14 protein-coding genes are annotated in these 16,179 nt (G+C 41.4%); 4 read left to right on the forward strand and 10 right to left on the reverse strand.

Annotated elements, in window-relative coordinates:
• Positions 1 to 140: 140 nt before the first annotated feature.
• Positions 141 to 1,310, reverse strand: coding sequence for a type I restriction endonuclease (locus AXW61_RS13550; RefSeq protein ID WP_062034719.1), 1,170 nt, complete (start codon positions 1,308 to 1,310; stop codon positions 141 to 143).
• A gap of 315 nt (positions 1,311 to 1,625) precedes the next feature.
• Here AXW61_RS13550 and AXW61_RS13555 point away from each other — a divergent pair, with 315 nt between their 5' ends.
• The 3 genes from AXW61_RS13555 (at position 1,626) to AXW61_RS13565 (ending at position 3,815) form a co-directional block, all read left to right on the forward strand.
• On the forward strand, positions 1,626 to 2,831 hold the full coding sequence (locus AXW61_RS13555) for a DUF1615 family protein (protein ID WP_062034720.1): 1,206 nt from the start codon (positions 1,626 to 1,628) through the stop codon (positions 2,829 to 2,831).
• Positions 2,798 to 3,454, forward strand: a complete 657-nt coding sequence (locus tag AXW61_RS13560) for an HAD-IB family hydrolase (protein WP_062034742.1) — start codon at positions 2,798 to 2,800, stop codon at positions 3,452 to 3,454. The genes AXW61_RS13555 and AXW61_RS13560 overlap by 34 nt, the downstream gene beginning before the upstream one ends.
• Before the next feature lie 160 nt (positions 3,455 to 3,614).
• The gene (locus AXW61_RS13565; protein ID WP_062034721.1) at positions 3,615 to 3,815 is read left to right on the forward strand and encodes a hypothetical protein; all 201 of its coding nucleotides are present in this window, start codon (positions 3,615 to 3,617) and stop codon (positions 3,813 to 3,815) included.
• A 36-nt stretch (positions 3,816 to 3,851) separates the two neighbouring features.
• On the opposite strand, the gene AXW61_RS13570 is transcribed toward AXW61_RS13565, so the two are convergent.
• Both AXW61_RS13570 and AXW61_RS13575 read right to left on the reverse strand, forming a co-directional pair.
• Positions 3,852 to 4,946 (reverse strand): acyl-CoA desaturase, encoded by a 1,095-nt coding sequence (locus AXW61_RS13570; RefSeq protein WP_062034722.1) that lies wholly within the window; start codon positions 4,944 to 4,946, stop codon positions 3,852 to 3,854.
• A gap of 14 nt (positions 4,947 to 4,960) precedes the next feature.
• Positions 4,961 to 6,028 (reverse strand): ferredoxin reductase, encoded by a 1,068-nt coding sequence (locus tag AXW61_RS13575; protein ID WP_062034723.1) that lies wholly within the window; start codon positions 6,026 to 6,028, stop codon positions 4,961 to 4,963.
• Positions 6,029 to 6,168: 140 nt separating this feature from the next.
• Between AXW61_RS13575 and fabR the strand changes: the two genes are divergently transcribed.
• A complete protein-coding gene (gene fabR / locus AXW61_RS13580) occupies positions 6,169 to 6,864 on the forward strand; it encodes an HTH-type transcriptional repressor FabR (RefSeq protein ID WP_004693528.1) in 696 nt (231 codons plus the stop codon).
• A gap of 38 nt (positions 6,865 to 6,902) precedes the next feature.
• On the opposite strand, the gene AXW61_RS13585 is transcribed toward fabR, so the two are convergent.
• The 7 genes from AXW61_RS13585 to AXW61_RS13615 all read right to left on the reverse strand — a co-directional run bounded on the left by AXW61_RS13585 (position 6,903) and on the right by AXW61_RS13615 (position 16,164).
• The gene (locus AXW61_RS13585) at positions 6,903 to 7,718 is read right to left on the reverse strand and encodes an alpha/beta hydrolase (RefSeq protein ID WP_062034724.1); all 816 of its coding nucleotides are present in this window, start codon (positions 7,716 to 7,718) and stop codon (positions 6,903 to 6,905) included.
• A 137-nt stretch (positions 7,719 to 7,855) separates the two neighbouring features.
• The gene (locus AXW61_RS13590) at positions 7,856 to 8,122 is read right to left on the reverse strand and encodes a PAAR domain-containing protein (protein ID WP_005399638.1); all 267 of its coding nucleotides are present in this window, start codon (positions 8,120 to 8,122) and stop codon (positions 7,856 to 7,858) included.
• A 161-nt stretch (positions 8,123 to 8,283) separates the two neighbouring features.
• A complete protein-coding gene (rapA, locus tag AXW61_RS13595) occupies positions 8,284 to 11,121 on the reverse strand; it encodes an RNA polymerase-associated protein RapA (RefSeq protein ID WP_062034725.1) in 2,838 nt (945 codons plus the stop codon).
• Positions 11,122 to 11,257: 136 nt separating this feature from the next.
• The gene (locus AXW61_RS13600; protein ID WP_062034726.1) at positions 11,258 to 11,902 is read right to left on the reverse strand and encodes an RluA family pseudouridine synthase; all 645 of its coding nucleotides are present in this window, start codon (positions 11,900 to 11,902) and stop codon (positions 11,258 to 11,260) included.
• 174 nt (positions 11,903 to 12,076) lie between these two features.
• Entirely contained in the window at positions 12,077 to 13,192 is a 1,116-nt protein-coding gene (locus tag AXW61_RS13605) for an ABC transporter permease (protein ID WP_062034727.1), read from the reverse strand.
• 19 nt (positions 13,193 to 13,211) lie between these two features.
• Entirely contained in the window at positions 13,212 to 14,342 is a 1,131-nt protein-coding gene (locus tag AXW61_RS13610; RefSeq protein WP_062034728.1) for an ABC transporter permease, read from the reverse strand.
• 10 nt (positions 14,343 to 14,352) lie between these two features.
• Complete coding sequence (locus tag AXW61_RS13615) at positions 14,353 to 16,164, reverse strand: ATP-binding cassette domain-containing protein (RefSeq protein WP_062034729.1); 1,812 nt, start codon at positions 16,162 to 16,164, stop codon at positions 14,353 to 14,355.
• Positions 16,165 to 16,179 lie beyond the last annotated feature (15 nt).

Below are 16,179 nucleotides of genomic sequence, written 5' to 3' on the forward strand. Positions count from 1 at the left end.
GTAGGACATTTGATTTGTAGCGTTATTTTCATACCTCTATTTTATCAAAAGCCATATTGTTTTTTTCAGCATACTTTTTGAAACACCGCCTGAAGTTTTACTGTGCTATGAAAAAGCCACTTATAAAGTGGCTTTTTCTATTAGGAATTAGATGCTCTTTTAAAGTTGTCATCATTACTACAGTAATCCAAGCAATCTTTTAAAATGCCTACGGCTCTATATATGTGTTCAGGTTTATCTAAAAAAACTTGACCGTTATTTTGCACTTCCAATCCTGCCCGCTCTAACTCTTTTTTTCGATAGTCATCAATTGCTACTGCAAACTGAATGGTTGGTCTCTTACGATTTACATCATATCTAAATAACCAGCGATTATTTTTATTCTGAAACAGCACGCTAAAATAGCTTTCTGTGTCTTTAGCAACCAACTCAACTTCAGGAAAGAGCTCTATCACAATACGACTTAACTCCTGTTCATCAAGAGTAGTCACAATTCTTTCATTTTCAGAGTTAACAATGTCAGATAGTGTTGAGCTTTCGGGTACAATCTCAATAGTCTCCTCTACTTTTTGTTCAACTGGCTGGGCAGTAATAATTGTAGGAGAAGATAGTCCTTTAACAACGGTGTCACTAATTGACTGCTCAACAGCTTGTTTTACAAAAGGCTGAATTGACTCTAAAAATTTAGTGTTCAATTGACGAGGAATACTTGCTTGTTGAGCCACATAGCGAACAAAATCAATATCCACTTCATTAATACTTCTTTTTATTACAGTTTTAAACTGCTGGATATATTGATTTTCTTCAGCAAAAAAGCGTAGCTTTTCTACATGAAAATTATCATGTTTAAACTCAGCTAGCTGTGTCAAATCCTCGGCTTTATTCTTCGTAAAATCAACTGTTAAAAATGGCTTATCATCCATCACATTTGGATTAATTAAATCAGTAAAAAATCTCCATTCTTTACCATTTGTGATCGCGCCAATCGTCACCCCTAAACTACTATTAAAATATCTAGATAGCTGCGGAGCATGATTCGTTAAATTAGCAACATAAGGTTTTGCTTCAATAAACATTACAGGTTGCTCATTACAGTAAAGGGCATAATCAACTCTTTCTGTAGACTTTACACCTGGAAAATCAGCTGCAAATTCTGCAAGTACCTTGGTCGGGTCATAAGGACTAAAACCTAAAATATCTAATAGAGGAAGGATTAAAGCCTGCTTAGTTGTTTCTTCTGTAGTACAGTGGCCCCCTACTTTTTTCACATGCTCAATATGGCTTCTTAGTCTATTAATAAAATTTTCCATATTCCCCTCATTATTATTACAAGTATATTTTTTGATCTAATTTTAGATCTTAACCCTTTTACTTTATTTTTCAAATATTAATTTAAATTTGTTTTTAGAATGTCATTACAGTCTATTCGCCGGACAATAAAACCGATAACAGACTAAATACTACACATTTTTCTTAACAACCCGACCCACCTACCATCAGAACAACAATCAAATGATTTGACAGTTGATACCGACCAATATACATATAAATTCATCACTTTTTCGACCGACATAGTATACTGCACCTGCTGTTTCGGCTCACCTTTTATCATGTGTTCTCTGTTTATGAATAAAAAGCTGTTTCTTTCTTCTGGTTTAAAAACACTAAGTGTCTTGGCCATATCTATAGGCTTAACCGCCTGCGGTGATCGTTCATGGTGGACAGATGATGAGCCTAAGCTCAATGCTGAACAAATCGCACGCATCATTCCTGGACGCGTAAATGACCGCCGTTCATGGGCTGAAGATATTTACGATATTTCAGAGCAGTTCGGCATTCCTCAAAATAAAGAGAATATGTGTTCGATCATTGCAGTGGTTGATCAAGAGTCTAACTTTGTTGCGGATCCACAAGTTTATGGTTTAGGTGAAAAAGCGGTTAAAGAAGTCCAAGATCGCTTAGATGAAAAATTTAAAGATAAGCTCGGCGATGCCATTGGTGGCACCATCGCAGGCTATTTCCAACAGGTTTTAAAAGAGCAGCCGAGTCCTGAAGATAACTATTTAAGTCAAATGCGCCGCGTTAAAACAGAACGCGAACTGGATGAACTGTACCGTGAAATTTTTGACTATATGTCAAAGCACTATCACGTCAGTGCGCTCACAGGTGCAGCCAAACTTGTCGGTCAGGACGTAGGCGAAAAAATGAACCCGATTACCACGTTGGGTTCAATGCAAGTGCATATCGGTTATGCCAAAGATAATAAACGTCAAGGTGGCAGCATGGCTGACCTACGTACCGACCTTTATAGCCAATATGGTGGTCTGTATTACGGTATTCACCGCCTGATGATGTACCCTGCTGACTATGACAAACCGCTCTACCGTTTTGCCGACTATAACTCAGGTATGTACTCAAGTCGAAATGCAGCCTTCCAAAGTATGTTGAATGACTTAACTGAAGCAGAACTTGATTTAGACGGCGACCTGTTACTTTATGGCAAAGATGGCGCACCTAAATCTGCAAAAAGCCAATCAGAACGTGAACTCATCAGTGTTTTCGCTCAGCACAATATTTTGGTTACGCCGCGTCAAATTCGCTCTGACCTGAAAAAAGAGAAAGAGAAGAAATTTGAAGATACAGCAACCTATCGCGCGGTGGCTAAGCTTTATCAAGAAGCCACTAAAAAAGAACCTTTCTATGCCATGATGCCAGAAGTTGTCATTTCTGGTCCAAAGCTCAGCCGTGACTACAATACCAACTGGTTTGCCACTCGTGTCAATGGACGTTATCAAACATGCATGCAACGTGCAAAGCGCATAAAAATCTAGCCTTATTTGACTTTGATGGCACCCTGTATGACAAAGACAGTTTTACGGGGTTCATCTTCTATGTACATTCAAAACGACATATTGCTCTACAAGGCCTCAAAGTCCTGCCTTATATTCAAAGTTATTATTTAGGTTTTTATCCTGCCCATCATATGCGCTCTAAACTCTTCCATGCGATGTTTAAGCAAGCTGAAGTGAGCGAAATTGACGCCTATGCAAAACGCTATGCAGAACTTTTAATCAAAGGACTCAACCCAGCACTTTATAGGCAACTAAAACAACACCAAAGTTTGGGCGATGATGTGGTTTTGGTCTCTGCTTCAATTGATATCTATTTAAAATATGTGTGTGAAATACTCTCAATTGAACTGATCTGTACCAGAGTTGAACAAGACCAACAACGCTATACAGGGCGCTATCTGACTGCGGACTGTAGCTGTGAGTACAAAGCTCAACGTATCCAAGAAAAATATGAGCTAGATAGCTATCATGCCGTTTATGCTTATGGAAATAGCATTGAAGATAAACAAATGTTGTCTTTGGCTGATTTTAGCTATTTGGTAGGGACAGATTTAAGCCTTCCGGACTTGTCAAAAACATCAAATCATCGTCAAATAAGCTAATTATTAAGAATAGATTGATAATTAATCATGTTGAATTTTTTAAAATATTTATTATTAAAATTCAGTATGTTTTATTTACCAAAAAATATATTTATGATAAATTTTGCCTAATAAAAATATTTTGAGAACCATTCCACTTAAATTATAAAAAGGCATCAGTATGGAACAGTTATCTCCACCCAAGTATGTCAAAGGTCTTTCGATCAAATTCGGTGAAAGTCCCTTTGTATTATTGGCGCAGTTCGCTTTTAATGCTTCAAAACAAAAATGGTTAAAACACGAAATCGAACATGTGCTCAATATCGCCAAACAAGGTGATTACCATCATCTGGTAAAGACCTTACGTCAATCTAGTAAATAACAAAAAAAGCCACTTCAAATGAAGTGGCTTTTTTACTTACTTTTTAAAGGGAAATGCATATTTCACAATACGTTTGATGACGCTACCATACTGTTTTACTAAGCTAGCATTGTTATAGTTAATGCCATACTTTTCACACACCGCTTGTACTTTCGGCGCCATTTTACGGTAACGACGTGCGGGTACGTCTGGGTATAAGTGATGCTCAATTTGATGACTTAAGTGCCCTGTCAAAATATGGAATGCTTCTGAACCAGTTAAATTCGACGAACCACGAATTTGGCGCATGTACCAGTGACCACGGCTTTCATTTTCCAGTACTTTTTTCGGGAAAACTTCAACGTCTTTGGTGAAGTGACCACAGAAAATCACACTAAATGTCCACATATTACGGATACCATTTGCAACCAAATTCCCTGTAAACACAGGCAACGCCGCAGGTCCTGCAATAAGTGGGAAAAACACATAATCTTTAAACAATTGTTTACCAATTTTGCGCTGCATCGGTTTCCATTCAGCTAAAGTCTGCGCTTTGCTTTTACGCCCCTTGAAGTATTTGCCTAACTCCAAATTTTGGATCGCAACGCCCCATTGGAACAACAAACAAAATGGAATGCTATAAATCGGTTGCAATAAAAAGCCCGGTTTCCAACGTTGTTCAGGGAATAATCGAAGCAGACCATAGCCAATGTCATCATCCATCCCTTTAATATTGGTATAGGTATGATGCTTGTAGTTATGGGTCTGACGCCAATTGTCTGCTGTACCTACGATGTCCCACTCATAGTTTTGACCATTAAACTTAGGATCATTCATCCAGTCATATTGACCGTGCATCACGTTATGACCCAACTCCATGTTTTCCATGATTTTGGCAAAACTCAGCAAGCCCGTGCCCAACACCCATGCAGGTGGGAACCAACCTGCAAATAAACATGCACGACCTGCGATAGACGCATAACGCACCGCTGCATAGACACGACGAATATATTGCGCATCTTTTTCGCCAATATCATCCAGTACTTCTTGCTTAATGGCATCTAGCTCACTTGCAAGCTCATCTAACTCAAATGTCGTTAATTCACGATTCTTCGGGTTTTTAAAATATTCAACTTTAACAGGCATATTCATTGTATTTATTCCCCTTATAAATCAACAATAAGATCGGTTTGTGCCGTATTGACACAGATTTTTAGAAAATTTCCAGGCTCAGAATTTTGTGCACCATTGACCAAGTTTTTGGTCGAACCTTCCACTTTGTTGCAAGCACATTTATTACAGATTCCCATACGGCAGCCATGTTGAGGCTTCACATTTTGCTGTTCCAAACTTGCAAGAATGGGTTGACCTTTGGGAATGCTTAAAATCTTCTTCGACTTTGTTAAGGTAATATTCACAAAACCAACATCATCATTTGCAAATGGACTCATGCTAAACGCTTCAGTTTTTAAGGTGTTGGCATGAGCGAAAAGCTGCTCAACCGTAGCCACAAAACCTGAAGGGCCACATGCATATACCGTTGTATTTTCAATCTGATCCAATCCAGACAGATGGTTTTGATTTAAACGCTCACCTTCATCTGACTCTTGGGTATAAAACATGCTGAATGTGAAGTTTGAGTATTGTGCTGCCAGTTGCTCAAAATATGCTTTGAAAGCTACATCAGTATGTTTTTTCACCCAATACATCAAATGTACAGGCTGCTTTTTAAGCTTAGCGGTCTTCTCTGAACGTTTCAGTAAACTCAGCATGGGGGTAATACCACTGCCCGCAGCAAGTAAAATTAACTGTTGATCATTTACAGCCAATTGCATATCGCCATAAGGCTGGCCGAATTCTAAAACATCGCCGATTTGAGCCTGCTCACATAGCCAATGACTTGCCTTGCCTTGGTCTACTTTTTTCACATTCAGTAAGATATGTTGCGCATCAATCTGGGTCAAACTATAGGTACGTTCATAACGTACGCCTTGAACCACGACATATACAGGATGGTGTTGCCCCGCTTGCCCCATTTGAAAGTGACGGTTGGTTTGCAGCGTTAAACTCACCATATCGTGTGCAACTTGCTCTTTTTTTACCACTTTACCCAAAGCTTGGTGTATCGACCAAAGTGGGTTGATTTTTTGAAGCCAAAAGTTAGCTGTGTGTCGGTCTATAACACTCTCAGCATACTCAGTTAAAGGAGATTTAGTTTTTTCAAGGATCTGCATAGTAAAGGACCACGCCATAGATTTTGAATTATTATACACATGTATATATATTTGTATATATACTCTGATTGTTTCGTTTCGTTTCACAATGCCGACCAGTGGGGCTATAATGAACCGATTGATTTAATTGCTTGATAAATATGACACCGACCACCATTCAAACCCATACAACCAACACAGAGCATGAAGCTTCAAAAAAACATGCACCAGTGCTTGCACGTAGTGTTGGTCGAAAAGCAACGATTACAAAAGATGAACTGTTTCAAGCTGCTTTAAATTTGATTGGTCCTGAAAAAAGTATTGCATCCCTGAGCTTGCGTGAAGTCGCACGTGAAGCAGGCATTGCGCCGAATAGTTTTTATCGTCATTTTAAAGATACCGATGAACTTGCTATTGAGTTGATTGAACGTGCAGGTGTTGTGCTACGCCAAATTTTGCATGAAGCACGGATTAAGGCCATTCGCCAAGAAAGTATTATTCGTAGCTCAGTCGAAGTTTTTATTGAACAACTCGATGCGGATGATGGCAACTTAAGCCTGCTATTACGCGAAGCATATACGGGTTCGGCATCTTATAAAAATGCGGTCGAAAGACAGTTGAATTATTTCCAACAAGAACTCAAAGACGATTTAATTCGTTTAGAACGCTTAAATAATAGCAAACTCTTCCACCCTGAATTGGTGTCCATGGCAATCACCCAATTGGTTTTCAATATGGGTGCCAAAGTGATTGATATGCCAAGTGTAGAGCGTAAAAAAATGGCTGAACAAACCATGATCATGATTCGCATGATTTTGGAAGGTTCGCGCCATTTGGATGAAGCGATGATTCGCTAATCTGTGATTACACCCAACAGATTCGCTGAAATATCTTCTTATTTGTTTCGCTGTTGCTCTTTAATGAGCTGGTGCACAAATTCTGCGGTCTGTTTCGGTTGTTCTAGCGGAAACATATGCCCACCTTCAAGCACACTATAGTCGATCGCATAGGTTTTTTTCATCCCTTGAGGCAAACCTTGCTTATAGAAATGGCTGTCTCTGGCAGTCAACACATGAATCGGCATATCAGGTGCTTTGCGTGGGGTACGCCACCACCATGCAGGCACTGTCCTAAAGATCTCAGCTTCAGTATGTTTGGGAATGGTTAGCGTCACCCCATTTCGAGTCGGGTCACTTTTTAAACCGCACTCTATAAAGTCCGCAAAACACTGTTCATCAAAGTCTTTAAAAATACGATTCGGTCTAAGCGCCTGACTGGCCTGCTCAATACTTTCCCAATGATCACGCCGTTTGACGGTCACCGCAGCTGGGGTAAGTTTTTCAATGGACTTTGATCCCAGCTTTTGTAACGCTTCAAATAAAAAGGCTTTTGAACCGATCACAAACGGTGGGTCCATGATAATCACTTGCGAAAACAACTGTGGTTTTTTATAGGCCGCCATAAGTGTGAGTAAAGAGCCAAAAGAATGCCCTAAACCAATCACTTGTTGCCGTGGAAACTGCTGTTCAATATCTAAAATAACTTGGTCCACCAACGCTTCCCAACGGTATTCCACAGGATAGTGCGGATCTAAGCCAATCATCGGGATCGCTTTGACATCAAAATCTTTATTCAAAAACTGGAAAAATTTTTGATAGCTGCCCGAGGGAATGCCGTTTGCATGGGTAAAGTGTAAGGCTGGTTTGCTCATGTCATTCAAATCTATTTTTATAGCCTATTTACCATAATCTTTTTTTAATCCAAACGAAATGGCGCAGGATGAATCCTAAGTCATGAACTTTGATCACTTCCGCCAATTTTTAAAAATATTCTGGGATAGATCTGGGATCACTTTGCAGAAACGGTTAGATTTTGATTACCTAAGAAAGTAGCGCCACAGTTGGTTTTGTCTCCTGCAATCACCACAGCACGTCCCAAGACCGTTGTACTCTGATCTGCTGCAATCGCAGAAACCACCATTCGACACTTTGGACAAAAATGTTTCATTCCATTTAAATGCACAGCAATGCCATTGATCACAAAACTGTTTTCGCACTCAGTGACGATGCCACCATGTGTTGTTTTTGAACCCATTGTTACTAGAGCTTTAGACATAATTTATTGTTCGAAACGTTAGAGTTTTAATGGCGAAAATTCTAGCATAAGCAAGCGCTTAAAATTTCAATGGATTACTTTTCAAATACAACTTAGACATCCATTTTTTTAAGGACTCATTAAAAAAGCACCCGAAGGTGCTTTTCATACAGCAATTCCAATTATGGTTTAACCACAACCATCACTTGAATTGCTTCTGGTGTGACCGTTAGGCCATCGAGCAAACCTAGACCTTCTTTTTGCAGTTTTTGTAGACGTGAAATTTCATCTTCACGAATACTCGGATTAAACTGCTTTAAGTAAGTCAGGCGGTCAATTTCGTATTGCCACTTACTGCCGTAGACTTCTTTCGCTTGTTGCACAAAGCTCGGTAAAGCCGCGCGTGCAAGCTCTAAAGCTTGTACATAACGCTGTTCAATCACTTCACGGCGGGCTTTCACGACTTGACGACAGCTATTACCATCCAAATGATGCAAGTACGGTTTTAAAATTTCAGGTGCAATTTTCTGCGACAGGTCTTGACCCTTTTCACTCAACAAAACGCGAACCAGCTGCTGCGGTAAGCTTGAAGGCAAATTCAAAGCTTTCGGTGCAACTACATCGACCTTAAACCACACTTCTAACAACACAGAACCTTGTGGTAAAGCCGCTGACTTCAACACTGCAACGTTGGTACTACCAAAACCTTGAGTGTTGATCATTTCCATCACACTTTCAGTAAATGGATGTTCAAGGGTTAAATACTGAGCATCTTCACGTATCTGAGCTTGATCGCGGTAGAATGTCGCAGTCATACCTTCTTCGTCCAAGGTTAAACCTTGAACTTGCATTTGATCGGTTGGTTTAATGATGACTGTACCGTTGCTTTGCTCGTCAAAATCAATGTTTGTCGACGCCATAAAGCGCTTCATAAACATTGGCAAAGTGGTGTTGTCATCATAAGACTCAAGCGCTTGTACAATTTCTTGCGCCACAATTGGACGACAAGAGTTGTATTCAAGTAAACGGTCACGACCTGATTGTAACTCTGCTTCTAAGGCTTCACGTTGTACGCTAACTGCTTCGAGTAAGTCATCAAACTGCTGACCTTTATCTGTCAGTAAACAATCTTTCAATTCAACAATAAAGTTTTCTTGTAAAGTTTGAGCAGTTGGCGAGATATTACTGAAAATATTTAATGCTTCGTTATACCAACGGAACATACGTTCTTGTGCTGTTCCAATTAGATACGGCACATGAATTTGAATCCGATTTTCTTGACCAATACGATCTAAACGACCAATACGTTGTTCAAGTACATCTGGGTTCGCAGGCAAGTCAAATAAAATCAAATCTGAAGCAAACTGGAAGTTACGACCTTCAGAACCAATTTCAGAGCACAGTAAAATTTGTGCACCATAAGATTCTTCAGCAAAGTAAGCCGACGCTTGGTCACGCTCAAGTAAACTCATGCCTTCATGGAACATAGCGGTACGAATACCTGCATGTAAACGGAGTACGTTTTCAAGTGCTTCAACCACGGGACCAGTACGTGCAATAAGCAACACTTTTTTGTGTTTTAAGTCTGTACGTAGTTTTTCCATGAGCCACATGACACGCGGGTCAGCTTCCATCCACGCACCGTCAAGCTGCGCTTCTTCTGGCCACATTTGTTCACGCAATTTACCGTCTTTAGACCAATTTTCTGGTGCAGGCAAAGGCGCAGGTTGACAGTCACGACCTGGGAAACCTTGAATGGCCTCACGGGTGTTACGGAACAAAATACGCCCTGTACCATGACGGTCTAAAAGCTCATGAATGGCACGGAAACGTTGTTCGGGTGCATCTTCAATACGATGTCCTAGCAAACCTTCCAATGCAGCTAAATGCCCTTCTTCAAGTGGCATATCTGACATCAGTACTTCAGCAATTTTTGCAGTTTGTTGATACTGGGTTTCTTCATCCAAGAAACGATCCAGCGAACTAAAACGCTGTGGGTCAAGTAAACGTAAACGCGCAAAGTGACTTTCCACACCCAGCTGTTCAGGAGTTGCCGTTAATAGCAAAACACCCGGTGTTTTTTCTGCTAACTCTTCGATCAAGTCATAGCGGTCATTGCCACCGTCTTCTTCATTCCACATCAAGTGATGTGCTTCATCGACCACCAACAGATCAAAACCAGCTTCTAGGGCTTGTTCACGCAAGTCATCATGGTCAATCATCAAATCGATTGACGCAATAATACATTGTTCAGTCAGGAATGGATTCAGTTCAGGATCATGTTCTTTGATTGAAGCCGTACGGGTTAAATCAAATAATGAGAAGTTCAAATTGAAACGACGACGCATTTCAATCATCCACTGATATTGCAGTGAATCGGGCACCAAAATTAGGATGCGTTCTGAACGGCCCGTTTTAAGCTGTTGATGGATGATCAATCCAGCTTCAATGGTTTTTCCTAAGCCGACTTCATCGGCTAAAAGGACACGGGGTGCAAAACGTTGACCCACTTCGTGTGCAATATACAGCTGGTGTGGAATCAGACCGACACGCGAACCGACCATGCCACGTAAAGGGCTCGACTTCATATTGGCTTGCATCAGCATCGCTTCAATACGCAAGTCGTACCATTCTTTATAGTCAATTTGACTTGCCAATAAGCGATCAAGCGGTTTAGACAGCTGAATTTGAGCGCCAATACGAGTCTCATTCAGTGATTTACGTTCTTCCGTGCCATCTTCTAAGCGACGAACAACGTTATAACGAACCACACCATGACGGTCTTCATGCGATTCAACCGTCCACTTGGTGCCTTCTTGATCTTGTAATTCATCGTTCACATTAAAAATGATACGTGATAAAGGTGCATTATTCCGTGCATATACACGTGTTTCATCACTTTTAGGGAATAAGATGCTGACAGATCGCTCATCTACATCAATAAGAACTCCTAGACCTAGTTCCGTTTCAGTATCTGATAACCAACGTTGACCAATAGCAAACTGCTGCAATTTTTCCACCTTTATCTACAAGTTAGGACTGCAAATTTAATGCTCAAACATTGTTTGATATTTGAGCAAAATTATACACCTTTAAGCAATATATTTTGACATAAAGCTCACTAAAAAAGTGAGCAAATTTGATGATTCCACGTACTTAAAATGGTACTGGACAAATAAATTCGATACGTTCATCTGTTTGGGGATGATGAAAACTCAAACGCTCTGCGTGTAAACACAAACGCGGCATCAAATCTTGCTGGTCAGGCGCAGCATAGAGCGTATCTCCCACGATAGGATGACCTAAAAACTGCATATGTACACGAAGTTGATGTGAACGCCCTGTAATGGGGGTGAGCGCCACACGAGTCACGGGCTGACCCTGTATTTCAAAATGTTCAATCGCTTTCCACTCAGTTACAGCAGGCTTGTTATGACTAGGCTCTGCAATATGTAACGGTGGACGGGATGGATCATAAATCACAGGCACATCAACAGTGCCCTGACCATCTAAATGACCAGCCACAATCGCTTGATAGGTTTTATCGGTTTGACGTTCTTGAAACTGACGAGAAATGGATTTTTGTCCCCAACGGCTGAGACCAAAAACCAAGATACCTGAGGTATCGCGATCAAGACGGTGGATCAGTAGTGTTTTAGGTTCTAGTTTGACTAAACGATTGATCATACAATCTTGTAAGTCTTCTGTCTTCCCCGGAACGGTGAGTATACCTGCAGGCTTATGGATGACCATAAAGTCTTCATCTCGATGAATCAGGTGTTCGGTTAGAAAATTACTCAAGGTTCCATTCCAAGCTGATCGCGAAAACAAGCGGGCAATAATAAAAAGCTTAAGCCAGAAATACAATGCAAAAATCGTTTTTTTTAATCATGAACCGATATTGATTGCATTATTTAACGTCAAATGCCTGATCACAGTCTATATCCATAAGCGAGACATAGAGATATCACTCTATTATGACAAACGATTTCTAAATAACCACGCAGCCAAAGGCAAGGTAATTATGGCTAATACCAACATCGGTACAAAGTCCCATTTCACTTGCGCAAAACTCGCACCTTCCAAATACACCCGTTGTACCAAGTCTATTCCAAAGCGTAGCGGGTTGGCATAAGTCAGCCAATTCAACACTTCTGGCATATTTTGCACAGGAGTTAGTAAGCCTGATAAAAGTGTCAAAGGCATGATCAAAAAGAAAGTATACAGCATGGCTTGTTGCATATTGAGTGCAATCGCTGAAATCGACAGTCCCACCCCCACAACCGCAATGTTAAAGGCAAATAATCCAAAATAAAGTAAGGTCAAGGAGCCATTCATCGGGATCTGGAACCAGAACAGAATAATTGCCAAAATGATGGAAGATTGAACAACCCCAATAATAATCGGCGGAATGGCCTTCCCAATCATAATCTGCGTCGGGGTATAAGGTGTAACCAAGAGCTGATCAAAAGTCCCTTGTTCACGCTCGCGTGCTACTGAAAGTGCCGAAAGTAACAGTGTCTGCATCATACTTAAAGTTGCAATCAGAGATGGCATGATGCCCCATCTCGACTCGACATTCGGGTTATACCATGTTCGCGCTTGTACCGTGATCGCGGAGTTGGATCCCAAACGTTCTTGATTCACCAGCCCTACTACATTACTGATATAAGAACCCGCCATACTTGCGGTCGATGAGTTTCTCCCATCTAGAATCACTTGAATCGGCGAAGACTCTTGATTATTGAGCTTATCCTCAAAATCAGCAGGAATGGTGATGACCGCCAAGGCTGTTCGATCATTAATCACCTGTTGGATTTGTTGATTATTTTGCAAATCTGCTGTTCGTTTAAAAATTCCTGAACCATCTAAATGTGCTAAAACTTGTTGTGAGCTTTGGCTTCGGCTTTGATCCAGCACAGCATAATCAACATGATTCACATCATAACTTGCGGCATAACCAAACAAGACCGCTTGGATAAATACAGGAGCAATTAAGGTCACCCGATTGGCAGGATCGGCTAAAATGGCTAGAAACTCTTTTCGGATCAGCACCCAAAGATAACGAAACCAGCGTATTAACGTTGTCATAACACCATTCTTCCTTTCGTTAGCCCAAACGCTTTTTCAGCGTACGCGCGGTCATTACCGTGAATAGCACAATATAAATCAATAAAATGCCACATTCTTTGAACCATAAAGACCAATCATCACCACCGAGTAATAATGTTTTAATCAAAGTCATATAGTGCGTTGCTGGTAAAACATTGCTGACGATTTGCACAATTAGAGGTAGGTTCCGTGTGTCGAACACAAAACCTGAAAGCATCAAAGCAGGCATAAAGCTGGCAAGCAGCGCCATCTGACTGGCTTGAAACTGACTTTTTGATAGACCTGAAATCATCAGACCCAGCAGTAACGACACCATTAAATATAAAAAAGAGGCACTCATGACAGAGAGCAGTGATGCGCGAATGGGTACATCAAATAAAACATGTGCTGCAACTAAACACATCACAATATCAATCATCCCAATCACGATATAGGGCGCCAGTTTTGAAAGTACAATTTCTAGAGGACGTACGGGCGTAACATATAATGCCTCTAAAGTGCCACGCTCGCGCTCACGTGCAATCAGCAAGCCAGTTAAAAATGCGCCAACCAAGGTCAAAATTAGGACAATTAAACCCGGCACTAAAAACCATGTGCTATTTGCAGATTCGTTAAACCACATACGTTGTTCAACCGTGATAATGCCACCCACCGAAGCTGCATTGGTTCGGTCTGCTTGTATCAAGCTGGCGGTATTGAGCGCACTGGTAATATAACCCTGCAAATCCGAAGCAATACTGGTCGAACGGCCATTGGTAATGACCTGAACAGCACCCACTCCCTTTGCATATTGCTCCGCAAAGTTGCTGGGTATATTGACGATGGCATCAATTTCCGCATTGCCCATTGCAGCTTCAGCTTGGCTAAAGCTTGGATAGTGCTTGACAGTAATGTATTTAGAACCGTTTAAGCCACTCATCAGTTGCTGACTCTGTGGCGTGGGCTGTTGCTCCACCACCCCAACTCGTCCGTTGGTTAAGTCGAAAGACAGGCCATAGCCAAACAGCAAAATTAAAATAATCGGTAGAATGAAACCGATCGCCATACTACTTTTATCACGCAGCAGTTGTTTGGATTCTTTACGTGTCAAGGCAAACAGTCGTGTCCAGAAAGCTGAGAAATGATTCATCTGACGCTCCTCAGTGAGCCTGCATGTCCGCACGGGACTGTTCAACGATGGCAATAAAAGCGCTATTCATATCGTTTACACCCTCTAACTGTGCCATCCCACGAATCTGTTGAGGTGTGCCAATCGCCAGCAACTTCCCTGCATCTTGAATCGCAATCCGATCACAATATTCAGCTTCTTCCATGAAGTGTGTGGTCACAATTATGGTCATGCCTTGGTTCGCCAACTCTCCAATGGTGTACCAAAAAGAGCGCCTTGCTAATGGATCAATACCACTGGTCGGTTCATCTAAAAATACAATTTCAGGCTGATGTAACAGTGCTGCTGCCATCGACAAACGCTGTTTAAAACCATTTGGTAGATCACCGCTTTTAGCATGTGGCTTAAGTTCAAACTGAAGCAACGCTTTATCAATTTGCTGCTTTAACTGTTTGCCTGATAAGCCATAAGCGCCACCAAAAAACTTTAGATTATCCAGTACGCTCAAATTGCCATACAGTGCAAATTTCTGCGATACATAACCAATTTTTGCCCTTGCCTGTGCACGAGCTGTGCGCAAATTCATGCCTGCCACTTCCAACACACCACTGCTGGCGGGAAGTAAGCCACAGAGCATACGAAACGTCGTGGTCTTACCTGCACCATTGGGGCCAAGTAAACCAAAAATTTCGCCTCGAGACACATCAAACGAGGTACTGGCTACGGCGGTAAAGTCGCCAAAAGTGCGTACCAAATCCTTCACCACAATCACAGGTTTCTCGAGCTGTTGTTTTACATTCTGCTCTGTTTTCACTTGTGGTGGATCAGAGTTTTCTATCAAAGTTATTGAAGGGTCTAAAGCTAAATTTTCCTGTGCCAATACCGTTTTTTGAGTATGCTTCGCCTCATGTAAAAGCAACATAAATGCATCTTCTAGCTCTGCTGGCCTCTGTTCCGCAACAACACCTTTGGGCAATAGATCTTCTGGAAGTATGAGGCTTTCAGCTCGCGTAATAAAACGGACTACATCTCCTTTGGGAACTGCATCGACAATATAATGTTGATTATCGAGTAAATGTGCTTGTAACACCCGCGCCTTCATGTCAGGTCTGGGTTTTACTTGCCATGTTTGTCCCTGTGCCTGAGCCGTCAGCTCGTCGGGTGTACCTTGCTTTAAGACTTGCCCATCCAACATGACATAAACCTGATGACAGCGCTCAGCTTCATCCATATACGCCGTACTGAGAATGACACTCAGGCTCTCCTCCCTCACCAATTGTTCAATGATGATCCACAAATCACGGCGTGAGAGTGGATCGACACCGACACTCGGCTCATCCAACAGCAATAGTTCAGGTGAACGGACTAAAGTGCAGGCCAAACCTAACTTCTGCTTCATACCCCCTGAGAGTTTTCCTGCGGGACGTTCAGTAAAGCGCGCCAAGTCGGTAATCTTGAGCAAACGTGCAAAACGCTCCTTGCGAACGTCCATTGGCACGCCATGCAAATCCGCATACAAGTCTAAATTTTCTTGAATGCTGAGGTCTTCATACAAACCAAACTTTTGCGGCATGTAGCTGATACAATCTTGCACAGATTGTGGATCTTTGGCGACATCCATTCCTAAGACTTTTAAGCTTCCAGTAGTTGGCTCATATAAACCTGCGATCAATCTTAAAAATGTGGTTTTACCAGCACCATCAGGCCCAACCAAAGCTGTCAGTTGTCCTGCCTTGATCTGCATATTTATGCCTTGCAAAGCCTGCACATCATCCAAACCTTTTTGTTCTGCTTTAAAGGTTTTGTTTAAATCCGTGGCAATTACAATGCTCTCTACTGACATCGACATACTCCCCTG

The organism is Acinetobacter sp. BMW17 (assembly GCF_001592855.1).
In the GTDB taxonomy this organism is placed as follows: Bacteria; Pseudomonadota; Gammaproteobacteria; order Pseudomonadales; family Moraxellaceae; genus Acinetobacter; species Acinetobacter johnsonii.

Coding starts and splice junctions, on each gene's coding strand:
- AXW61_RS13555 (WP_062034720.1), top strand. CDS start 1,626: ATGAATAAAAAGCTGTTTCTTTCTTCTGGTTTAAAAACACTAAGTGTC.
- AXW61_RS13570 (WP_062034722.1), bottom strand. CDS start 4,946: ATGAATATGCCTGTTAAAGTTGAATATTTTAAAAACCCGAAGAATCGT.
- AXW61_RS13585 (WP_062034724.1), bottom strand. CDS start 7,718: ATGAGCAAACCAGCCTTACACTTTACCCATGCAAACGGCATTCCCTCG.
- AXW61_RS13560 (WP_062034742.1), top strand. CDS start 2,798: ATGCATGCAACGTGCAAAGCGCATAAAAATCTAGCCTTATTTGACTTT.
- AXW61_RS13550 (WP_062034719.1), bottom strand. CDS start 1,310: ATGGAAAATTTTATTAATAGACTAAGAAGCCATATTGAGCATGTGAAA.
- AXW61_RS13590 (WP_005399638.1), bottom strand. CDS start 8,122: ATGTCTAAAGCTCTAGTAACAATGGGTTCAAAAACAACACATGGTGGC.
- fabR (WP_004693528.1), top strand. CDS start 6,169: ATGACACCGACCACCATTCAAACCCATACAACCAACACAGAGCATGAA.
- AXW61_RS13565 (WP_062034721.1), top strand. CDS start 3,615: ATGGAACAGTTATCTCCACCCAAGTATGTCAAAGGTCTTTCGATCAAA.
- AXW61_RS13610 (WP_062034728.1), bottom strand. CDS start 14,342: ATGAATCATTTCTCAGCTTTCTGGACACGACTGTTTGCCTTGACACGT.
- AXW61_RS13605 (WP_062034727.1), bottom strand. CDS start 13,192: ATGACAACGTTAATACGCTGGTTTCGTTATCTTTGGGTGCTGATCCGA.
- AXW61_RS13575 (WP_062034723.1), bottom strand. CDS start 6,028: ATGCAGATCCTTGAAAAAACTAAATCTCCTTTAACTGAGTATGCTGAG.
- AXW61_RS13615 (WP_062034729.1), bottom strand. CDS start 16,164: ATGTCAGTAGAGAGCATTGTAATTGCCACGGATTTAAACAAAACCTTT.